Origin of the sequence: Thalassospira sp. (assembly GCF_030690045.1) — a bacterium.
In the GTDB taxonomy this organism is placed as follows: Bacteria; Pseudomonadota; Alphaproteobacteria; order Rhodospirillales; family Thalassospiraceae; genus Thalassospira.
This window is the reverse complement of record NZ_JAUYHK010000016.1, coordinates 172631-190528: the sequence shown is the minus strand read 5'-3', so window position 1 is coordinate 190528 and position 17898 is coordinate 172631. Positions and strand designations below refer to the sequence as shown.

Genomic DNA, 17898 nt, shown 5'->3' with positions numbered 1-17898 from the left:
GCCTGCCGCCTTGTCTGTCTTTATATTGCTGCATCATCATCGCCTCTTTCCTCTGGCCCAAACGCAAAAACCCGCAAGGCATCAAGCCTTGCGGGTTTCGCTCCGGGCGGATTTGTCCCGTTGATTTTTCTGTTATGCCACAGAAAAAAGAACAAATCAAGAACTTTTTTCAAGAAATCTGAAATTATTTCTGATCGCCCTAGAGGCCGGTGGCGGGCTTTATTTTCCTTGGCGTTGCGGGATTTTGCCGCTATCCCTGCCGTCACCATGCCGGTTCGGGGCCGGGCAGAAAAATAAAATCGGGGTCGGAACATGAACACCAAAGATATCGTCTATATCGCATTGTTTGCTGCTGTTACGGCAGTGCTGGGCCTGTTTCCGCCGATCACCCTGCCGGTCGGCGTTCCGGTCACCGCGCAATCGCTGGGGCCGATGCTGGCCGGGGCGATTCTGGGCGCCCGGCGCGGCGGGCTTGCGATCCTGCTGTTTGTGGTGCTGGTCGCGGTCGGTTTGCCGTTGCTGTCGGGCGGGCGCGGCGGATTCGGGGTGTTTTTCGGCGCGACCGGCGGCTTTATCATTGGCTGGGTTGTGGCGGCCTTTGTCATCGGGTTTTTGATCGAAAAATTCTGGCACCGGCTGAATGTCGTCACTGCGGCGGCATCCATTGCGATTGGCGGGGTGATTGTCGATTATGCGATTGGCAATATCTGGGTCGCCGCCGTGGTCAAAATCAGTTACTGGCAGGCCACGGTCGGGATGGCACCGTTCCTGATCGGCGATGGCATCAAGGTGGCGATTGCCACCATCGCCTGTCTGGCGGTGAAACGCGCCTATCCCTTGATTTCCCGGTCGCGCTAGGCTTTTCTATAGGGCGCGGTTTTCAGATCGCGCCCCTTACCCGCCGCAAATCGCCGGATAACGATGATCACGCTTGAAAATGTAACGGTGCAATTCGACCAGCGTCGCGTGCTTGACGCTATTTCCGTAACATTGACGGAAAGGCGGATTGGCATTGTCGGGGCCAATGGATCGGGTAAAAGCACCTTTGTCCGGTTGCTCAATGGTCTGCAAACCGCCACAACCGGCACGGTGCGGGTCGATGATTTTGATGCCGCCAAAGACGGGCGCAAATTGCGCCGTCATGTCGGATTCGTCTTTCAAAACCCTGATAATCAGATTGTCTATCCGGTGGTGGCCGAAGACCTGGCCTTTGGTCTGAAATCCCTGAAACTGCCACAGCATGAGGTGGACCGACGGATAGACGATATGCTGGCGCGCTATGACATGACCGCCTTTCGCAACCATCCCAGTCATTTGCTCAGCGGCGGGCAGAAACAGCTTCTGGCGATTTCCGGCGTGCTGGTGATGGACCCGCGCTATATCATTTTTGATGAACCGACCACATTGCTGGATTTGCGCAACCGCAACCGGGTGGAACGCGCCATTGCCGGGTTGGATCAAACCGTGATTACCGTGTCCCATGATCTGGATCTGATTGCCGGTTATGACCGGGTGCTGGTGTTTGATCGGGGCCGGATCGTGATGGATGATCTTCCGGCCCATGCCCTTGCGCATTATCGCGGGATGATGGCGTGATCGCCGGGCTTTATATCGCGGGGCATTCCGCCCTGCACCGCGTTGCGGCGGGGGGCAAGATTCTGGCGTTGATGGTTCTGGGCACCGGGGTTTTCCTGATTGCCGACTGGCCGGTTTTGGCCGCTGTTTTGATGGTGGTTCTTGTGCTCTATCCCCTGTCGGGGTTTGGTTGGCATATCCTGTGGGTACAGGCCAGACCGATGATCTGGCTTCTGGTTCTGTTTTTTGCCGTGCAGCTTTGGTTGAATGACTGGCAGGCCGGGCTGGTGGTGGTTTTGCGGCTGGCGGCGATTGTGTTGTTTGCGGCTCTGGTAACGCTCACCACCAAAACATCGGCCCTGCTGGCCGCCCTTGAACGGGCGATGGGGCCCTTGCGCCGGTTGGGGGTCAACCCGCAAAAGGTCAGTCTGGCCTTCTCGCTGGTGCTGCGCTTTATCCCGGTGATTGCACAGGTGGCGTCCGAAATCCGCGATGCGCAACGGGCAAGGGGGCTTGATAAATCCATCCTTGCCCTGATCGTGCCCCTGATCATCCGCACCCTTAAAATGGCCGATGATGTGGCTGATGCGATAGATGCGCGCAGTTTTGATGCCGACTGACACGCCCGTCCGGTTCTGCTACGGGCTATGCCAGCCCCAGATGCCGGGCGTGAAAGCGCAGATGATCCTCGATAAAGCTGCTGATAAAATAATAGCTGTGATCATAGCCTTCCTGCATGCGCAGGTTCAGCGGATAGCCCGATTTGGCCGCTGCGGCAAACAGGGCTTCGGGTTTAAGCTGCTCTTTCAAAAAGCCATCCTCATCACCCTGATCGACCAGGGCGGGGGTAAAGCCATCCGGGCTGGCCGCCGCCATCAGATGCGATGAATCCCAGTTTTTCCAAACCGTGACATCCGCGCCCAGATAACGGCCCAGCGCCTTTTGCCCCCACGGGCAGTTGACGGGGTTTGAGATCGGCGAAAAGGCGGTGACGGATTTGAACATGCCGGGATTGCGCAGCGCGATCATCAGGGCCCCATGCCCGCCCATCGAATGGCCGGAAATCACGGCGTCATCCGTGACCGGGAAATGGTTTTTGATCAGGTCGGGCAGTTCAAGGGTGATGTAATCATACATGCGGTAATGGCGCGACCACGGTTCCTGCGTGGCATTGACATAAAACCCCGCCCCCTTGCCAAAATCATAGGCGGCGTTTTCATCATCGGGCACATGATCGCCGCGCGGGCTGGTATCCGGGGCGACAATCGCCATGCCCAGTTCGGCGGCAATGCGGTATGCCCCGGCCTTTTGCATGAAATTTTCATCGGTGCAGGTCAGGCCAGACAGCCAGTACATCACCGGGACTTTTTTGCCCTTTCCGGCCTGCGGCGGCAGAAAAATGGCAAAGCGCATGTCACAGCCCAGCACATCGGAATGATGGCTGTATTGTTTGTGCCAGCCGTCGAAACTTTTGTTACTCGACAGGTTTTCGATGCTCATGCCCGTTTCCTTCACGCGGCCGGATTGTAATGCACGACGCTGCGAATGCTTTCGCCGTCATGCATCAGATCAAAGGCGGTGTTGATGTCTTCCAGTTTCATAGTGTGGGTGATGAAATCGGAAAGTTTGAACTCACCGGCCAGATACCGTTCGACATAATCGGGCAATTGCGAGCGGCCCTTGACCCCGCCAAAGGCCGTACCGCGCCAGACGCGCCCGGTGACCAGCTGAAACGGGCGGGTGGAAATTTCCTGTCCGGCCCCGGCGACACCGATGATCACGGATTCCCCCCACCCCTTGTGGCAACATTCAAGGGCGGATCGCATGATGTTGACATTGCCGATACATTCAAAGCTGTAATCAACGCCGCCATCGGTCATCTCGACAATCACATCCTGGATCGGTTTGTCGAATTTCTGCGGATTGATCACATCGGTCGCACCCAGTTGTTGGGCAAGATCGAATTTCTTTTCATTGATATCAATCGCCAGAATGCGCCCGGCCCCGGCCATCTGACAGCCAATGATGGCCGAAAGCCCGATGCCGCCCAGACCAAAAATCGCCACCGTATCACCCGGTTTGACCTTGGCGGCATTGGTGGTTGCCCCCATGCCGGTGGTAACACCACATCCCAGCAGGCAGACTTCTTCCAGCGGGGCGGTTTTGTTGATTTTCGCCAACGAGATTTCCGGCAACACCGTGTATTCCGAAAAGGTCGAACAGCCCATATAATGATAGATCGGCTTGCCATTTTGCGAAAAGCGCGTGGTGCCATCGGGCATCAGGCCCTTACCCTGTGTGGCGCGGATTTTCTGGCACAGATTGGTTTTGCCCGATTTGCAGAATTTGCATTCGCCGCATTCCGGGGTGTAAAGCGGAATGACATGATCGCCAACCACAACGCTGGTTACCCCTTCGCCAATCGACTCAACAACGCCGCCGCCTTCATGGCCCAGAATGGCGGGAAAAATCCCCTCCGGGTCGTCGCCCGACAGGGTAAAGGCATCGGTGTGGCAGACACCGGTGGCGACAATGCGCACCCGCACTTCCCCGGCCTTGGGCGGGGCAACCTGAACCTCTTCAATCGACAGGGGTTTACCGGCTTCCCAGGCGATGGCGGCTTTGCAGGTGATGGTTTGGGCGGTCATGGCGTCGTCCTCCACGGGTGATGATCATATGAATCAAAGTGTATTTATTTCCCCGCAAATGATAATCCTGTCATTTGGAAAATGACTTTTACGGATGCGTAATAATGACGGCGTGGGATGGCATTGGCGAATTTGTTGCGGTGGTCGAAAGCCAAAGCTTCACCAAGGCCGCCCGGCAGCTTGGCATTTCGATCGCCCAGGTCAGCCGCCAGATCACCGCCCTTGAACACCGGCTGGCGACGCAATTGTTTTATCGCACCACCCGCAAGGTAACCGTGACCGAGGCCGGACAGATTTATTACCGCCATTGCCGCCAGTTGCTGGACGGCCTCGAAGATGCCGAAAATGCGCTGAGTTCCTTGCAGGATACCCCGCGCGGGCGGTTGAAAGTTACGGCGCCAACAACATATGGCGAAACCATTATCGCCCCCTTGCTCAATGATTTTATCGCCCTTTATCCCGATCTGGAGGTGCAATGCCATTTCACCAACCAGAAACTCGACCTGATCCTTGAGGGTTATGACCTCGCCATTCGGCTTGGCAAGCTTGATGCGACGCCGGGATCGTTGATGACGCAACAATTATCAACCCGCAGACTGTATGCTTGTGCGTCACCTGCCTATCTGGCGGCCCGCGGCGAACCTCATTCCTTATCGGAACTTGCCCGGCATAATTGCCTGCAAGGAACGCTGGATTACTGGCGTTTTTGCGAAGACGGGCGGGATCGCACCATCCGCATTCACGGCAATCTGACGGCCAATAGCGGGCAGGCACTGCTTGATGCGGCACGCAAGGGGATCGGTATTGTGCAATTGCCCGATTATTACGTCGATCCCTTTATCGCCAGCGGTGATCTGGTGCCGATCCTCACGCGATTTCAACCCCATGACGAGGGGATCTGGGCGCTGTATCCCACCAACCGGCACTTGTCGCCCAAGATCAGGATGCTGGTGGAGTATCTGGGACGTTATTTGGGGTAATGTCAGGACGATAAAATATGTGCGCAGCGCATATTGAGGGGCATTTTGGGCAATAACACCGGTTTCGGTTTCATCACAATATGGCCCTGACAGCGTCTTGGAGCAGCACACAACCACGCCAATTCCAGACAGGAGGGCTGATATGGAAAGCTGCAAGGATTCCAATGGCGACAAATGGGAAATTTACAAAAGCGGTGATGACTGGCGGTGGCGCCGGACAGCATCGAATGGCAATATTGTCGGTGCCGCAACGCAAGGCTATGCGCACAAAAAGGACTGCATTACCAATGCGCAACGCAATGGCATGAAATGTAATCCTGTTTGACGGTTTGCGCCGGACCTTATTGCGCCGTCCAGCCCCCATCTACCGAAAGCGTGGTGCCGGTCATCTGGCTGGCCGCGTCCGAACACAGGAACAGGGCTGTCTGGCCGATCTGTTCCGGGGCGACGAACTGTTTGGACGGGTGTTTGTCCGATACCAGATTGGTTGCGGCTTCTTCGATGGAAATGCCACCTTCTTTGGCCTTGGCTTCGATCTGGCGTTCGACCAGTTCGGTGCGGACCCAGCCGGGGCAAATCGCATTCGCCGTAATGCCGGTTTCGGCGGTTTCAAGGGCGGTGACCTTGGTCAGGCCGACAATGCCGTGTTTGGCCGCGACATAGGCGGATTTTTGCACCGAGGCAACCAGCCCGTGCGCGGATGCGGTATTGATGATCCGGCCCCAGTTTTGCTGTTTCATATAAGGCAGGGCAAGGCGGGTGGTGTGAAAGGCCGATGTCAGATTGATGGCAATCACCGCATCCCATTTTTCGGTCGGGAAATCCTCGATCAGGGCGGTGTGCTGAATCCCGGCATTGTTGATCAGGATATCAATCCCGCCCAGTTTTTGGGCGGCGGCGTCCATCATTGCCGCGATTTCGTCGGGTCTGCACAGGTCGGCACCGTTATAAAAGGCTTTGACGCCAAATTCACCCTCAAGGCCCTGACGGGTTTTTTCAATGACATCTACATCGCCAAATCCGTTCAGCATCACATCTGCCCCGGCCCCGGCAAGGGCACGCGCCATCGCAAGGCCAATGCCGCTGGTCGAGCCGGTAACAAGTGCGCGTTTGCCGTTGAGCATGATGTTTCTCCCTGTGAATGCGGCGTTGCTGCTTTTTGATTTAACGCGATCATGCCGCAGCGCAATGTCATAGGCAAGCGGCGGCGAGGCAGAACCTTATCCCCCAATGCCATATTTGCGCAATTTGTTGGCAATGGCGGTATGCGAAACGCCCAGCCGTTCGGCCAGTTTGCGCGAACTGGGATAATCTGGGTAAAGCCGGCTCAGCAATGCCTTTTCCATGCCGTCCATGGCGGTGGGCAGACTGTCTTGCCGCAGGGCGGTATCAAGAAGGGTGTCACTAAAGAGCGGGGGCGCAGAAGTGGCGGTGTTATCGGAAACCAGGCCGCTCACGCCAAGGGTGTCGGCCAGATCACGGGCGCGCAAAACCGGGCCGTCAAGCAGGGCAACGGCGCGAAACAGGGTGTTTTCCAGTTCGCGAACATTGCCCGGCCAGTCGTGGGCGCGCAACCATTTGCGGGCATCATCGGATATTTCCGGCACATCGCGTTCGGTCTGGCGGGCGATGCGGCTGATGAAGTAATCGGCCAAAGCGGCAATGTCTTCGCGCCGGTCGCGCAGGGGCGGCAGGGTGATCGTCAGAACATGGATGCGAAAATACAAATCCTCGCGAAACCGGCCATCCTGCGACATGGCTTCAAGATCGCGGTTAGTTGCACTGATCAGGCGGACATCAACGGTGATTTCATCCGTGCCGCCGACCCGGCGAAACCGGCCATCCTGCAAAACGCGCAGTAATTTTGCCTGCAAATAGGGCGATAATTCGCCGATTTCATCCAGAAACAACATGCCGCCATCGGCCAGTTCCAGCAGGCCCGGCTTGCCGCCGCGCCGCGCACTGGTAAAGGCCCCGGCGGCGTAGCCGAACAATTCGCTTTCGGCCAGTCCTTCGGGCAGGGCAGCGCAATTGAGTGCGAGAAAAGGTTGCCGGGCACGCGCGCTGGCCTGATGGCAGGCGCGGGCGAATAATTCCTTGCCGGTGCCGGTTTCGCCCAGAATCACTAAAGGCGCATCAATCGCCGCCTGCCGACGTGCCTGTGATTTCAGGCGGGCCATGATGGGGCTGTCACCAATGATATTATCGAAATCATTGGCGCTGCGATCCTGAAGGGCGGTCATCACCCGGCCCAGCCGTGCCGCCCGGTGAAACACCAGAACTCCGCCCCACGGGGCAGTCTCATCCTCGCCATCTCCCTGATCATCGACCCGGCCAATCGGTTCGACCTGCAACAGATAGGTCTGCCCGCCCAGTACCACTTCGCGTTCGGGGAAATGAAAACCGCCTTCGCGCAGGGTGGCAATATCGGGATCGGCCAGAATATCGGCAAGTGGCCGGTCGCGTAGCGGTACGCCTTGCCCGGCAAGGTCTTGTGCCGCCGGATTGGCCTGCGCAATCAGGCCGTTGGCATCCACCGCCAGAACCGGATCGCCAAGGGCGGCCAGGGTGGCGTGCAATTGCGCCCGGCGGCGTTCGGTCGGCAGATGGTCAATCGGCTGAACATTCTGAATGCCGGGCAGGCGCAACAAAACATGGGCCAGATCGTCAAATTGCGACGGGCGAATGGCCGGAATATCGGCATAGATATGATGGGTAGTAACCTCAAAGGCACGGATATCCAGCCCCCGTGCCGTCAGGGTATCAACAACATCGCGGGTGATGCCCACCCGGTTTTCGCCGGTAATTTCAAAACGCATATCTGTAACGATAAATTTACAACGTAAAGATATTTGTACGTTAATAAACCCCGGTTTTCCAGAGGAAACAGGTCAATTCTGAATTTTGGAAGAAATCGTAAATTATTGTTTACGGCGCCAATTTATCAAGTCATTGAATTTCAAGGCTGTTCTGTATGGCATGGCTCTTGCGTTGATGGGGATAGAAACAATCATCAATGGGAGTGCCTTTCATGTCGATTTCGCACAATGCCAAAACCGGCTTTGCCACCCGCGCCATTCATCATGGCTATGATCCCGCCAGCCATAATGGTGCCCTGAACCCGCCGGTTTATATGAGTTCGACCTTTGCCTTTGATACGGCAGAACAGGGCGGGCGGATGTTTGCGGGCGAGGAAAAGGGCTATATCTATTCGCGGATCGGCAATCCGACACTGGCCCTTCTGGAAGACCGCCTTGCGGTTCTGGAAGGTGGCGAGGCGGCGATTGCCACCGCATCGGGCATGGGGGCGATTACTTCGGTTTTCTGGACGCTGATTTCACCGGGCGACGAGGTGATTGTTGATCGGACCCTTTATGGCTGCACCTTTGCGTTTTTCCGCCACGGGCTGGAACGGTTTGGTGTTAAACACACGCATGTCGATCTGACCGATCCGAAAAATCTTGAAGCGGCGATTTCGGATAAAACCAAGGTGGTTTATTTTGAAACCCCGGCCAATCCCAATATGCGCCTGGTCGATATTGCTGCCATTTCGGAAATCGCCCACAAACATGGTGCGAAAGTCGTCGTTGATAACACCTATTGCACCCCGTATTTGCAACGTCCGCTGGAACAGGGGGCCGATATTGTTGTGCATTCGGCCACCAAATATCTGGGCGGGCATGGCGATTTGATGGCCGGTGCGGTGGTTGGATCGGCCGAAGAATTGGAACCGATCCGTCTGGTCGGGCTCAAGGACATGACCGGGGCGGTTTTGTCGCCGCAGGATGCCAATCTGGTGCTGCGCGGGCTTAAAACGCTAGAACTGCGGATGGAGCGTCATTGCGACAATGCTGAAAAAATCGCGGCGTTTCTGGAAGCACATCCGAAGATAGACCGCGTTTATTATCCCGGCCTTGCCAGTTTTGCCCAACATGACCTTGCCAAACGCCAGATGGCGCGGTTTGGCGGCATGATTGCCTTTGAACTGAAAGGCGGGATCGAGCAAGGTCGCAAATTGATGAATGGCCTGAAACTGATTACCCGTGCGGTCAGTCTTGGCGATGCCGAAACCTTGATCCAGCATCCGGCCAGCATGACCCATTCGACCTATAGCGCCGAAGAACGCGCAAAATATCAGATTACCGATGGCCTGATCCGCATTTCAGCCGGTCTGGAATCGATTGACGATATTCTGGCCGATCTGGAAAACGCACTCGACGATAGCGCGATGAAACTGGCGGCAGAATAACCACAACCATATCCGGCGCGGTCGCATTGGCGAATCGCGCCGGATTTTTGTCCGGTTTTTGTGATTTGGCGCGCGGTGGCGCATTCGACAAAATCACCGGAAATTGCGTCGCGCCAGCGAAGATTTTTCAAAAGTTTCGCTGATGCTACGAAAGACGATCATTTCGCTTGATTGATCGGCAATCGCGATAAAAATCAGCAAATCAATACCGAATTGCGATGCGCAAACAGCGGGCAGAACCGCCGCGCATGGATATGACCTGAGCGGGAGAAAGTGATTATGGCGGCACAAACAGCAACAGCGACCGAAGGCGAGATGATCGAAAGCACGACCGGCAGCAAGGCCAGTGCCAAAGACCTTGCAATGCTGGGCGCGCTGGAACGCAAGGTGCGCTGGTTGGCAAGCTGGACCATCCATAACGCCAATCATATCCGGCCCAAACGTGATGGCATCAAAGTTGGTGGCCATCAGGCCAGTTGTGCGTCGATGACCACTTTGATGACGGCCCTTTATTTCAATGTGCTGCGTCCGCAAGACCGGGTTGCGGTCAAGCCGCATGCATCGCCGGTATTCCACGCGATCAACTATCTTTTTGGGCGTCAAAGCCGCGAAAAACTGGAAAATTTCAGGTCATTTGGCGGGGCGCAATCCTATCCGTCACGGACCAAGGATGGCGATATGGTGGATTTTTCCACCGGGTCGGTTGGCCTTGGGGCAGCGGTCACCAATTTTGCCGCCCTGACACAGGATTATCTGCGCTATAAAAACATGTTACCACAGGATGAAATTCCGGGACGCATGGTTGCCTTGGTGGGCGATGCCGAACTGGATGAAGGCAATATTTACGAGGCGTTGCTTGATACCTGGAAACATGACATTCGCAATGTCTGGTGGGTGATCGATTATAACCGCCAAAGCCTTGACGGCATGATTGACGCCCATCTGTTTCGGGTGATTGGCCGGTTTTTCCGGGCGGTGGGCTGGAACGTTATCACCATCAAATATGGCCGCAAGCTGCATGACGCCTTTGGCAAGCCGGGTGGGAAATCGCTTAAAAAATGGCTGAACGAAGCGCCGAATGACATTTATTCCGCCCTGACCTTTCAGGGCGGGGCGGCATGGCGCAAACAGATATTGACCGATATGCAAGGCGATAATGCGCTGGCAAGCCTTCTGGGCGATTATGACGATGATGCCCTGCATGATCTGATGACCAATCTGGGTGGGCATTGCATGGAGGCAGTGCTGAATGCCTTTGAAAATGTCCCCGATGACAAACCGACGGTGTTTATCGCCTATACGGTCAAGGGTTATGGCCTGCCATTGCAGGGGCATAAGGACAATCATGCGGGCCTGATGAATATTCCACAGATGGAAGCCTTCCGGGCGATCAACAATATTGCCCAGGGGGCGGAATGGGATATCACCGCCGGGCTGGATGTGGATGAGGCCGATTTGCGTGCCTATATCGATGCCGCCCCGTTTAATGACGGCAAGCCACGTGGCAAACCGGCCGATGTCATCACCATTCCCGCCATGCCCTATCAGCGCAGTGATGTTGCCAGCACGCAGGAAGTGTTTGGAAAAATCCTCAATGAACTGGCGAAATCCAAGGAGGCGCTGGCAGACCGGATTGTCACGACCTCACCCGATGTCACTGTATCAACCAATCTGGGCGGGTTTGTTAATCAGCGCGGGCTGTTTGCGCGGGAAAACCTTGCCGATGAATTTCGTGATCGCAAGGTGCCCTCGGCGCAAAAATGGATCCGTTCGCCCGACGGGCAGCATGTGGAGCTGGGCATTGCCGAAAACAATCTGTTTTTGAATCTTGCCGCCCTTGGCCTGTCGCACAGCCTGTTCGGGCAACGGCTCTTTCCGATTGGCACGCTATATGATCCGTTTATTGCGCGCGGTCTGGATGCGTTGAATTATGCCTGTTATCAGGATGCGCGTTTTATGGTGGTGGCAACGCCCAGTGGCATCACCCTTGCCCCCGAAGGCGGGGCGCATCAATCCATTTCCACCCCGATGATCGGCATGGGGCAGCCGGGCCTGACCAGTTTTGAACCCGGCTATGGCGATGAACTGGCGGAAATTATGGGGTGGTCGTTTGATCATATGCAGGATCCGGACGGTGGATCGGTTTATTTGCGCCTGTCCACCAAGCCGGTAACGCAGCCCGACCGCGTGCTGGATGCTGCCACCCGCTCGGCGATTGTGCGCGGTGGTTACTGGCTGCGCGAACCGGGGGATGCTTGCAAAATGGCGATTGCTGTGTGTGGGGCGATGACGCCTGATGCCCTGACCGCTTGGGAGAAATTGCAGGATGATCATTCCGGTCTGGGCCTTTTGGCCGTTACATCAACCGACCGGCTTTATAACGAATGGCAAGATATGGAACGCGCCCGCCTTGCGGGCAAATCCGATGGCCGTATGGCCCATGTCGAGGATTTGCTGAAACCGCTGGCGAAAGACGCCCGCCTGATCACCGTGATTGACGGCCACCCGGCGGCCCTTGCGTGGCTGGGGTCGGTGCGCGGTCATGCGGTGGCCCCGCTGGGTGTCAACGCCTTTGGCCAGTGTGGTGACAGCATAGATCTGTATCATCATTACCAGATTGACGCCGATGCCATCATAAGGGCAGCGCGGCGGTGGGATTAATGTAATCTGCTGAGGCAATTGAAAAACGGGATGTGTGAAAACACATCCCGTTCTTATTTGTTTGTTTTTAAAAGCTTCGTCTCGATACCAATCAGATTCGTAGTGGTGATAGCTCTGATTATAGGAGTTTTGGGGTCGGGATGTTTCAGAAAAATGCCTGCTTGATCCCGTCAATGATAAACTGCACCGCAAGGGCGGCCAGAATCATGCCAAGCAGTCGGGAAATGACCGTGGCGACGGTGGGGCTGAGGCGTTTGGCAACAAGGTTTGACAGTAAAAACATCACAAGGGCGGTGATCATCACTAGGGCGACGACGCCAATCACGCCGATCTGCATGACGACACTGCCTTCATATTTCCCCATCAGAAGCATAACCGTGGCAATCGACCCCGGTCCGGACAGAAACGGGATCGACATCGGAAAAATCGAAATATCTTCGGGGTCGTCTTCGGTTTTTGCTGCGGGCTGGCCCGCCGGTTCGGTCGCATGGTCGCTTTCAAGTTCCTGATGAACCTGTTCGGCGCGTTCATTGCGTTTTTTGCCGCGCCGTTCAAACAGCATTTCCAGTGCAATCAAAAACAGCAATGTGCCACCCGCGATGCGAAAGGCAGGCATATGAATGCCGAAAATCCCCAAAAGGCTTTCACCAATCAGCGCAAAGGCCGCAAGGATCAGAAAACTGGTAACTGTGGCGCGAATTGCCATGCGGCGGCGATGGGCCGCCGTTGTGCCTTGTGTGAGGACGATAAAAACCGGCACCAGCCCCAGCGGATCGACAATCACAAACAATGTGACAAAAACCGGGATCAGTTCGCTGAGCATGGCAAGGGTCGGCATGGGGCATCCTTTGAGGCAAGATGTCAGGGAATATCATTCGCGCAGGCGCTACCATAGCGCCCCGGCATCGGTTGTGCATCTTGCAATATCGGCAAGGCGTTTGGGCGGGTATCAGGGGCGGGTGAAAAACCCCTGCCAAATATGGGGTTTCAGGGCCTTGAGCGCCGCGATCCGCGCACTGACCGATGGGTGGGTATCAAACAGCGAGGGCGGTTGGGTGCTGCGATAAGGCAGCAGGCGCAGCGTGCGGCGGTTGATCTGGTCGATATGCAGCAGGGCGTCAATCATGTCTTCAGGGCCGCCCAAAAGGTCGCTGGCTCCATGATCGGCGGCAAATTCGCGGTCGCGGATTACGGCACGCTGGAACAGAAAACTGATCGATGGGCTGGCCCCGAATAGTAACACCATCCAGATTGGCGGGTTGGCATCGCTGAACATGAACATCAAAAGTCCGAAGATCGCCAGGGTCCACGTCGCCCGGTGCAAGACATCGGTCATCATTAAAATGCGGGTGTCGCTGTGCCATGCGTGGGCGATTTCATGGGCCAGAACGGCGCGCAATTGCCGGGGGGAAAGGCTGTGAACCGCATCCGACGACAGGGCGATGGTGGTATCCTGATCGGTGCCGGTGGTAATCGCATTCACCCCCTTGCCCGGCAGCAAAAACAGATGCGGGCGATAACCCAGCCCCGCCCGTTCGGCCAACAATCCGGCCATTTCAAACACGGCGGGAAACCGCACCGCGTCCAAAGGCCGGGCACGCAACAGCTTCATCAGGAATTGCGGCGAGATCATCGGGCTGAGACCCAGCATCAACAACACGGCAAGCAAGGCGGATATCATCATCGATACCCCGCCCAGAAGCCAGGCGCAGCCAACAAGCGTACCGGTCATGCAAGCCAAAAGCGGGATGGTATGCGATATGCTGCCGGGGCTGAGGGCGAGGAAACGCTGCAAAAAGCCGGAAAGTTGCTGCATCGGTTGGTCGGCCTTTCTGTTATGGGGGCGATTATACCCTGTCCGGAATGTAGAAAGGATCATCAGGGCGGGCAAGGCTTTGTAGCGGATTCGGTGCGATATCCTGGAGGATGGGGGATGGCGCAGCCTTGCGGGTTTGGAATAGTGGTCACTGGTGAAATCGCATGGATGCGCAGCCATGATGCAGGGCTGGATGGCGGAAAACGGCGGATGTACGGGGTGTTGCGGGATGCAGGGCGGGATGTGCCGAAGGTTTTCTGCCGGGTGGTATGGGATCGAAGAGTCTGATTTCGTTAACGCATCCTTATAGGTTCTCCTAGAATAGTCCAACTGGATAGGGTGGCCCGTGGCCTGTGTTTGCAACGGGCCTGTTCGCTATGGGGTAAGGGCGCGGCGAATGCCGCGCCGGGGATAAGGACCGGTATGGCCTTGCTTGGCAAAATCCGGCCTGCACAAAAGATGCAGGACCGCGAGGGAGATCGCACACCGCTGGAACGGTTGTTCTGGCGCTCGATCGCTATTGTCGGCGGGTTCAGCATGGTGATCAATTTCCTGAATATGGTTATCCCGATTTATTCGATGCAGGTGTTTGACCGGGTGCTGTCCAGCCGCAGCGTCGATACGCTGGCGTTGCTGACGGCGGGGATCGGTATTGTATTGCTGTTTATCGCCGCGATGGAGCAGTTGCGCTCCCGCGTGCTGATCCGTATCGGCACGGCGCTCGATACACAGTTGGGCGGCGATCTGTTTGCCCATGTTGTCTTTAATGCCTCACGCGGGGTTCCAAACCGGCAACGTCCCTTGCGCGATTTGTATGGTTTGCGCGGGTTTCTGACCGGATCGGGGCCGTTTGCCCTGATCGATTTTTTGTGGGCGCCGGTTTATATCGGTGTTGTTTTCATCTTTGACTGGCGATTGGGGATGGTGGCCTGTGCGGGGGCGGTCATCCTGATCCTGATTGCCTTTGTTAACGAAGCCTCGGCAAAGATTTCGGTTGACCGGTCCGAGGAATCCCATAATCGCGGCATGGCGCAAGAAGAAACCTATGTGCGCAATGCCGAGGCGATGGAAGCCATGGGCATGACCAGTGCTGCCCGGCAACGCTGGCAGGCAGAACAATCCGACTCGCTTTACTGGGAATCACAGGCCAGTCGCCGTGTCGGCACATCGACCACCCTGTCGCATTTTGTCCGCCTCGCCATGCAGGTCGCCTTTATCGGCACCGGTGCCTATCTGGTGCTGACCGAAAGCATTACGATTGGCATCATGGTGGCCTCGATGATTTTGGGTATGCGCGGCCTGGCCCCGTTTGACGGGGCGGTGGGGGCGTGGCGGTCATGGTCGGCGGCGCGCAATTCGTTTGAACGCCTGAACCGTATTTTACTGGAAAAAAATCCGCAACGTGCTGTCCCGCGCCAGTTGCCGCAGGGCATGGCGGTGACGGTGGATCGTCTGGTTTTTGCCCCGCCCAACAGCCGGAATGTGTTGTTCAAGGGATTTTCCTTCAAGGTCGGGCCGGGGCAGGTGATTGGCATTGCCGGGTTTAACGGTGTTGGTAAAACGGCCCTGTTGAAACTGATTATTGGCATATGGTCGCCGGGGTCAGGATCGGTCAAGCTGGACGAGGTTGAGGCATCAAAGCTGGATCGCGCCCTGATCGGACCGCAGATTGGTTATCTGGCGCAAAATCCGTTTCTGTTTCCCGGTACCATTGCGGAAAACATCGCCCGGCTGGGTAATGCCGGGATGAAGGATATCGTGCAGGCGGCCGAACTGGCCGGGGCGCATAAATTCATTCTCGATCTGGCCGATGGGTATGAAACGCGGCTGGATCGCGGTGGCAGCAATCTGTCTGGCGGTCAACGCCAACTGATTGCGCTGGCCGCGGCCCTGTATGGCCGCCCGCGTTTGTTGTTGCTTGATGAACCGACAACCGCCCTTGATGATGGCGGTGTGAAGCAGATGGCGGTCTTGCTGGAAATTGTCCGCCGAGCCGGGATCACCACCTTTATCGTCAGTCACGAACGCGCTGTTCTGACACGCACCGATGCCATCATTGCGATGGCCAATGGTCAGATTCAGGTGGTGCCGGTACGCGGGGCCGATTTGCAGGCATCCTCCGGCCCGGCAGCGCAGCCCGATATGCCACAGGCAGCGACGGGAAACGCCGCCGGAACAGCTGACGGGCAAATGCGTATCACCCCGAAAAAGATTACTGTTCCCAATCGGGCGGTTGCTGCGCACTCCGAACAGAAGCCCGCGGCCCCTGCGGATGCGGTGAAAACGGCACCCCGTTCAACGCCGGGTGGCACCATGATGACCATGCGCCCGGTCGATCCGGAACGTCAGGGTAAAAAAGCCGCAAGTGCAGGCACAAAGCTGAGCCAGCGCAAAACCGTGCGCGAAGCAACCCGCACACCGCCAGAACCGCCAATTGTGACGCCGCCACGTCCAAAACCCGGACAAAAACCGGAATTGCGGGTGGTGGAAGGTTCGGGGCGACGACGCGGGGGCGGCGCATGAACGGTGTGCAACTTCCCGAAACACGGGTGCTTGATACCGATGTCAGGCCGCTGGTGCGGCTGGGCCTGTTGATTCTGATTATTGGTTTCGGGTCGATTTTTGTGTGGGCGGCGACGGCGCGGGTCAATTCGGCGGCAACCGCAACTGGCGTGGTTGCGCCGTTTTCGGGGCGGCAAACCATCCAGCATCTTGAAGGCGGAATCATTCGCGCAGTTCTGGTGCGCAACGGCGCAAGGGTTACGGCAAACGAATCCCTGATCCTGCTGGATGAAACCCGGGCCAGCGCGACCTATGAATTATTGTCCAAGCGCCATCTGAATGCGATAGCTACCCAGGCACGGCTGATGGCCGAACGCAATGGCGATGATATGTTGCAATTGCCCGCAATTCTGGATGATCCATTGCATCGCGATATTGTGACGGCGCAAACCGAGCTGTTTCAAAGCCGCACCAAGGCCTTTCACGGCGAATTAGCCCTGTATGACGAGCAAATAAAGGAACAGCGCCGCGAAATTATCGGCATTCGTGAACAAAAAACCGCCGCCGAACAACAGGTGGGCATTGTCAAGGAAGAACTGGCGATGGTCAAACCAATGGTCGATCTGGGATATGAACGGCGGACGCGCTTGCTGTCGCTGGAAAGCCGTTTGGTAGAGGTTTTGGGCAATATTGGCCGTTTTGCCAGCGACATCGCCCGCACCGAACAGCAAATTCAACAGGTCCGGGCCGGTCAGGCACAGTTGCTGCGCGACCACTTGCAGCAAATCAACACCGAATTGCGCGACATTCAGGCAGAATTGTCGGATTTGACGGAACGGTTGCGTTCGGCACGTGATGTGTTGGATCGATCCGTAATTCGTGCGCCCCGTGAAGGAACGGTGACCAATCTGCAATTCACCACCGTGGGTGGGGTGATTCCGCCTGGTGCGCAAATTCTTGATATCATTCCCTTTGATGACCGTCTGGTGATTGAGGGGCGCATCTCGCCCAATGACATTGATGTGGTGGTGCCGGGTTTAAGTGTAAATATCCGCATTACCGCTTTTAGCCAGCGCTGGTTTGCGCCGGTCAAGGGGGTGGTGATGGATGTGTCCCCGGACCGTTTGACTGACCCTGACGGGCGGGCCTATTTTCAGGCGATGGTTGAAATTGATGCCGAAAACCTTGCTGAACATGAAGGCATGGCGCTTTATCCTGGCATGGCGGCGCAGTTGGAAATCGTCACCGGAGCGAGAACGATTCTTTCCTATCTGTTTGCTCCGATTACCGAGAGCTTTGATCGCGCATTTCGCGAACAGTGATTGAATTTAATAACGTATAGGACGCTATTCGATCCTATACAATCTGACAAATCCTGACAAAATCAAACTATCTCCCGTAATCTGCTCTTAAATCACAGAAATAGCCAAAAAACGGTTGTTTTTCGTCGATTATTGGGCGATCTTT

General features: G+C 56.4%; 16 protein-coding genes. 9 read left to right on the top strand and 7 right to left on the bottom strand.

What is annotated here, in order from left to right:
• Positions 1-20: 20 nt before the first annotated feature.
• The gene (locus Q8O73_RS12435) at positions 21-269 is read right to left on the bottom strand and encodes a hypothetical protein (protein ID WP_305558484.1); all 249 of its coding nucleotides are present in this window, start codon (positions 267-269) and stop codon (positions 21-23) included.
• A 43-nt stretch (positions 270-312) separates the two neighbouring features.
• On the opposite strand from Q8O73_RS12435, the gene Q8O73_RS12430 reads away from it, so the two are divergent.
• From Q8O73_RS12430 to Q8O73_RS12420, 3 genes are all read left to right on the top strand, one after another.
• The gene (locus Q8O73_RS12430) at positions 313-858 is read left to right on the top strand and encodes a biotin transporter BioY (protein WP_305558483.1); all 546 of its coding nucleotides are present in this window, start codon (positions 313-315) and stop codon (positions 856-858) included.
• Positions 859-921: 63 nt separating this feature from the next.
• Positions 922-1596 carry an energy-coupling factor ABC transporter ATP-binding protein gene (locus tag Q8O73_RS12425; RefSeq protein ID WP_305558482.1) on the top strand — a complete coding sequence of 225 codons (675 nt, stop codon included), beginning with the start codon at positions 922-924 and terminating at the stop codon, positions 1594-1596.
• Positions 1593-2195, top strand: coding sequence for an energy-coupling factor transporter transmembrane protein EcfT (locus Q8O73_RS12420; RefSeq protein ID WP_305558481.1), 603 nt, complete (start codon positions 1593-1595; stop codon positions 2193-2195). Before Q8O73_RS12425 ends, Q8O73_RS12420 begins: the two co-directional genes overlap by 4 nt.
• A gap of 25 nt (positions 2196-2220) precedes the next feature.
• On the opposite strand, the gene fghA is transcribed toward Q8O73_RS12420, so the two are convergent.
• Together fghA and Q8O73_RS12410 are read right to left on the bottom strand one after the other, a co-directional pair.
• Positions 2221-3075, bottom strand: a complete 855-nt coding sequence (gene fghA / locus Q8O73_RS12415) for an S-formylglutathione hydrolase (RefSeq protein WP_305558480.1) — start codon at positions 3073-3075, stop codon at positions 2221-2223.
• 11 nt (positions 3076-3086) lie between these two features.
• On the bottom strand, positions 3087-4223 hold the full coding sequence (locus tag Q8O73_RS12410; protein ID WP_371135085.1) for an S-(hydroxymethyl)glutathione dehydrogenase/class III alcohol dehydrogenase: 1137 nt from the start codon (positions 4221-4223) through the stop codon (positions 3087-3089).
• A 104-nt stretch (positions 4224-4327) separates the two neighbouring features.
• On the opposite strand from Q8O73_RS12410, the gene Q8O73_RS12405 reads away from it, so the two are divergent.
• Both Q8O73_RS12405 and Q8O73_RS12400 read left to right on the top strand, forming a co-directional pair.
• Entirely contained in the window at positions 4328-5203 is an 876-nt protein-coding gene (locus Q8O73_RS12405; protein WP_305558479.1) for a LysR family transcriptional regulator, read from the top strand.
• A 142-nt stretch (positions 5204-5345) separates the two neighbouring features.
• Positions 5346-5528, top strand: coding sequence for a DUF1508 domain-containing protein (locus Q8O73_RS12400; RefSeq protein ID WP_305558478.1), 183 nt, complete (start codon positions 5346-5348; stop codon positions 5526-5528).
• Between the two features lie 16 nt (positions 5529-5544).
• On the opposite strand, the gene Q8O73_RS12395 is transcribed toward Q8O73_RS12400, so the two are convergent.
• The gene (locus Q8O73_RS12395) at positions 5545-6327 is read right to left on the bottom strand and encodes a 3-hydroxybutyrate dehydrogenase (protein WP_305558477.1); all 783 of its coding nucleotides are present in this window, start codon (positions 6325-6327) and stop codon (positions 5545-5547) included.
• 96 nt (positions 6328-6423) lie between these two features.
• Entirely contained in the window at positions 6424-8022 is a 1599-nt protein-coding gene (locus Q8O73_RS12390) for a sigma-54-dependent transcriptional regulator (protein WP_305558476.1), read from the bottom strand.
• A gap of 212 nt (positions 8023-8234) precedes the next feature.
• On the opposite strand from Q8O73_RS12390, the gene Q8O73_RS12385 reads away from it, so the two are divergent.
• Both Q8O73_RS12385 and Q8O73_RS12380 read left to right on the top strand, forming a co-directional pair.
• Positions 8235-9452, top strand: coding sequence for a methionine gamma-lyase (locus tag Q8O73_RS12385; RefSeq protein WP_305558475.1), 1218 nt, complete (start codon positions 8235-8237; stop codon positions 9450-9452).
• 279 nt (positions 9453-9731) lie between these two features.
• Positions 9732-12113, top strand: coding sequence for a transketolase (locus tag Q8O73_RS12380; protein ID WP_305558474.1), 2382 nt, complete (start codon positions 9732-9734; stop codon positions 12111-12113).
• Between the two features lie 145 nt (positions 12114-12258).
• Here Q8O73_RS12380 and Q8O73_RS12375 read toward each other — a convergent pair whose 3' ends face one another.
• Positions 12259-12951 carry a MarC family protein gene (locus tag Q8O73_RS12375; RefSeq protein WP_305558473.1) on the bottom strand — a complete coding sequence of 231 codons (693 nt, stop codon included), beginning with the start codon at positions 12949-12951 and terminating at the stop codon, positions 12259-12261.
• Positions 12952-13062: 111 nt separating this feature from the next.
• Positions 13063-13929 carry a M48 family metalloprotease gene (locus Q8O73_RS12370; RefSeq protein WP_305558472.1) on the bottom strand — a complete coding sequence of 289 codons (867 nt, stop codon included), beginning with the start codon at positions 13927-13929 and terminating at the stop codon, positions 13063-13065.
• Positions 13930-14352: 423 nt separating this feature from the next.
• Between Q8O73_RS12370 and Q8O73_RS12365 the strand changes: the two genes are divergently transcribed.
• Positions 14353-16452 (top strand): type I secretion system permease/ATPase, encoded by a 2100-nt coding sequence (locus Q8O73_RS12365; RefSeq protein ID WP_305558471.1) that lies wholly within the window; start codon positions 14353-14355, stop codon positions 16450-16452.
• On the top strand, positions 16449-17753 hold the full coding sequence (locus Q8O73_RS12360; protein WP_305558470.1) for an HlyD family type I secretion periplasmic adaptor subunit: 1305 nt from the start codon (positions 16449-16451) through the stop codon (positions 17751-17753). The genes Q8O73_RS12365 and Q8O73_RS12360 overlap by 4 nt, the downstream gene beginning before the upstream one ends.
• Positions 17754-17898: the final 145 nt, after the last annotated feature.

Bases quoted from the DNA above. Each gene is read 5' to 3' on its own strand.
- Q8O73_RS12360 (WP_305558470.1), top strand. From the start codon at position 16,449: ATGAACGGTGTGCAACTTCCCGAAACACGGGTGCTTGATACCGATGTC.
- Q8O73_RS12385 (WP_305558475.1), top strand. From the start codon at position 8,235: ATGTCGATTTCGCACAATGCCAAAACCGGCTTTGCCACCCGCGCCATT.
- Q8O73_RS12430 (WP_305558483.1), top strand. From the start codon at position 313: ATGAACACCAAAGATATCGTCTATATCGCATTGTTTGCTGCTGTTACG.
- Q8O73_RS12370 (WP_305558472.1), bottom strand. From the start codon at position 13,929: ATGCAGCAACTTTCCGGCTTTTTGCAGCGTTTCCTCGCCCTCAGCCCC.
- Q8O73_RS12390 (WP_305558476.1), bottom strand. From the start codon at position 8,022: ATGCGTTTTGAAATTACCGGCGAAAACCGGGTGGGCATCACCCGCGAT.
- Q8O73_RS12435 (WP_305558484.1), bottom strand. From the start codon at position 269: ATGGTGACGGCAGGGATAGCGGCAAAATCCCGCAACGCCAAGGAAAAT.
- Q8O73_RS12425 (WP_305558482.1), top strand. From the start codon at position 922: ATGATCACGCTTGAAAATGTAACGGTGCAATTCGACCAGCGTCGCGTG.
- Q8O73_RS12410 (WP_371135085.1), bottom strand. From the start codon at position 4,223: ATGACCGCCCAAACCATCACCTGCAAAGCCGCCATCGCCTGGGAAGCC.
- Q8O73_RS12395 (WP_305558477.1), bottom strand. From the start codon at position 6,327: ATGCTCAACGGCAAACGCGCACTTGTTACCGGCTCGACCAGCGGCATT.
- Q8O73_RS12405 (WP_305558479.1), top strand. From the start codon at position 4,328: ATGACGGCGTGGGATGGCATTGGCGAATTTGTTGCGGTGGTCGAAAGC.
- fghA (WP_305558480.1), bottom strand. From the start codon at position 3,075: ATGAGCATCGAAAACCTGTCGAGTAACAAAAGTTTCGACGGCTGGCAC.
- Q8O73_RS12400 (WP_305558478.1), top strand. From the start codon at position 5,346: ATGGAAAGCTGCAAGGATTCCAATGGCGACAAATGGGAAATTTACAAA.
- Q8O73_RS12375 (WP_305558473.1), bottom strand. From the start codon at position 12,951: ATGCCGACCCTTGCCATGCTCAGCGAACTGATCCCGGTTTTTGTCACA.
- Q8O73_RS12380 (WP_305558474.1), top strand. From the start codon at position 9,732: ATGGCGGCACAAACAGCAACAGCGACCGAAGGCGAGATGATCGAAAGC.
- Q8O73_RS12365 (WP_305558471.1), top strand. From the start codon at position 14,353: ATGGCCTTGCTTGGCAAAATCCGGCCTGCACAAAAGATGCAGGACCGC.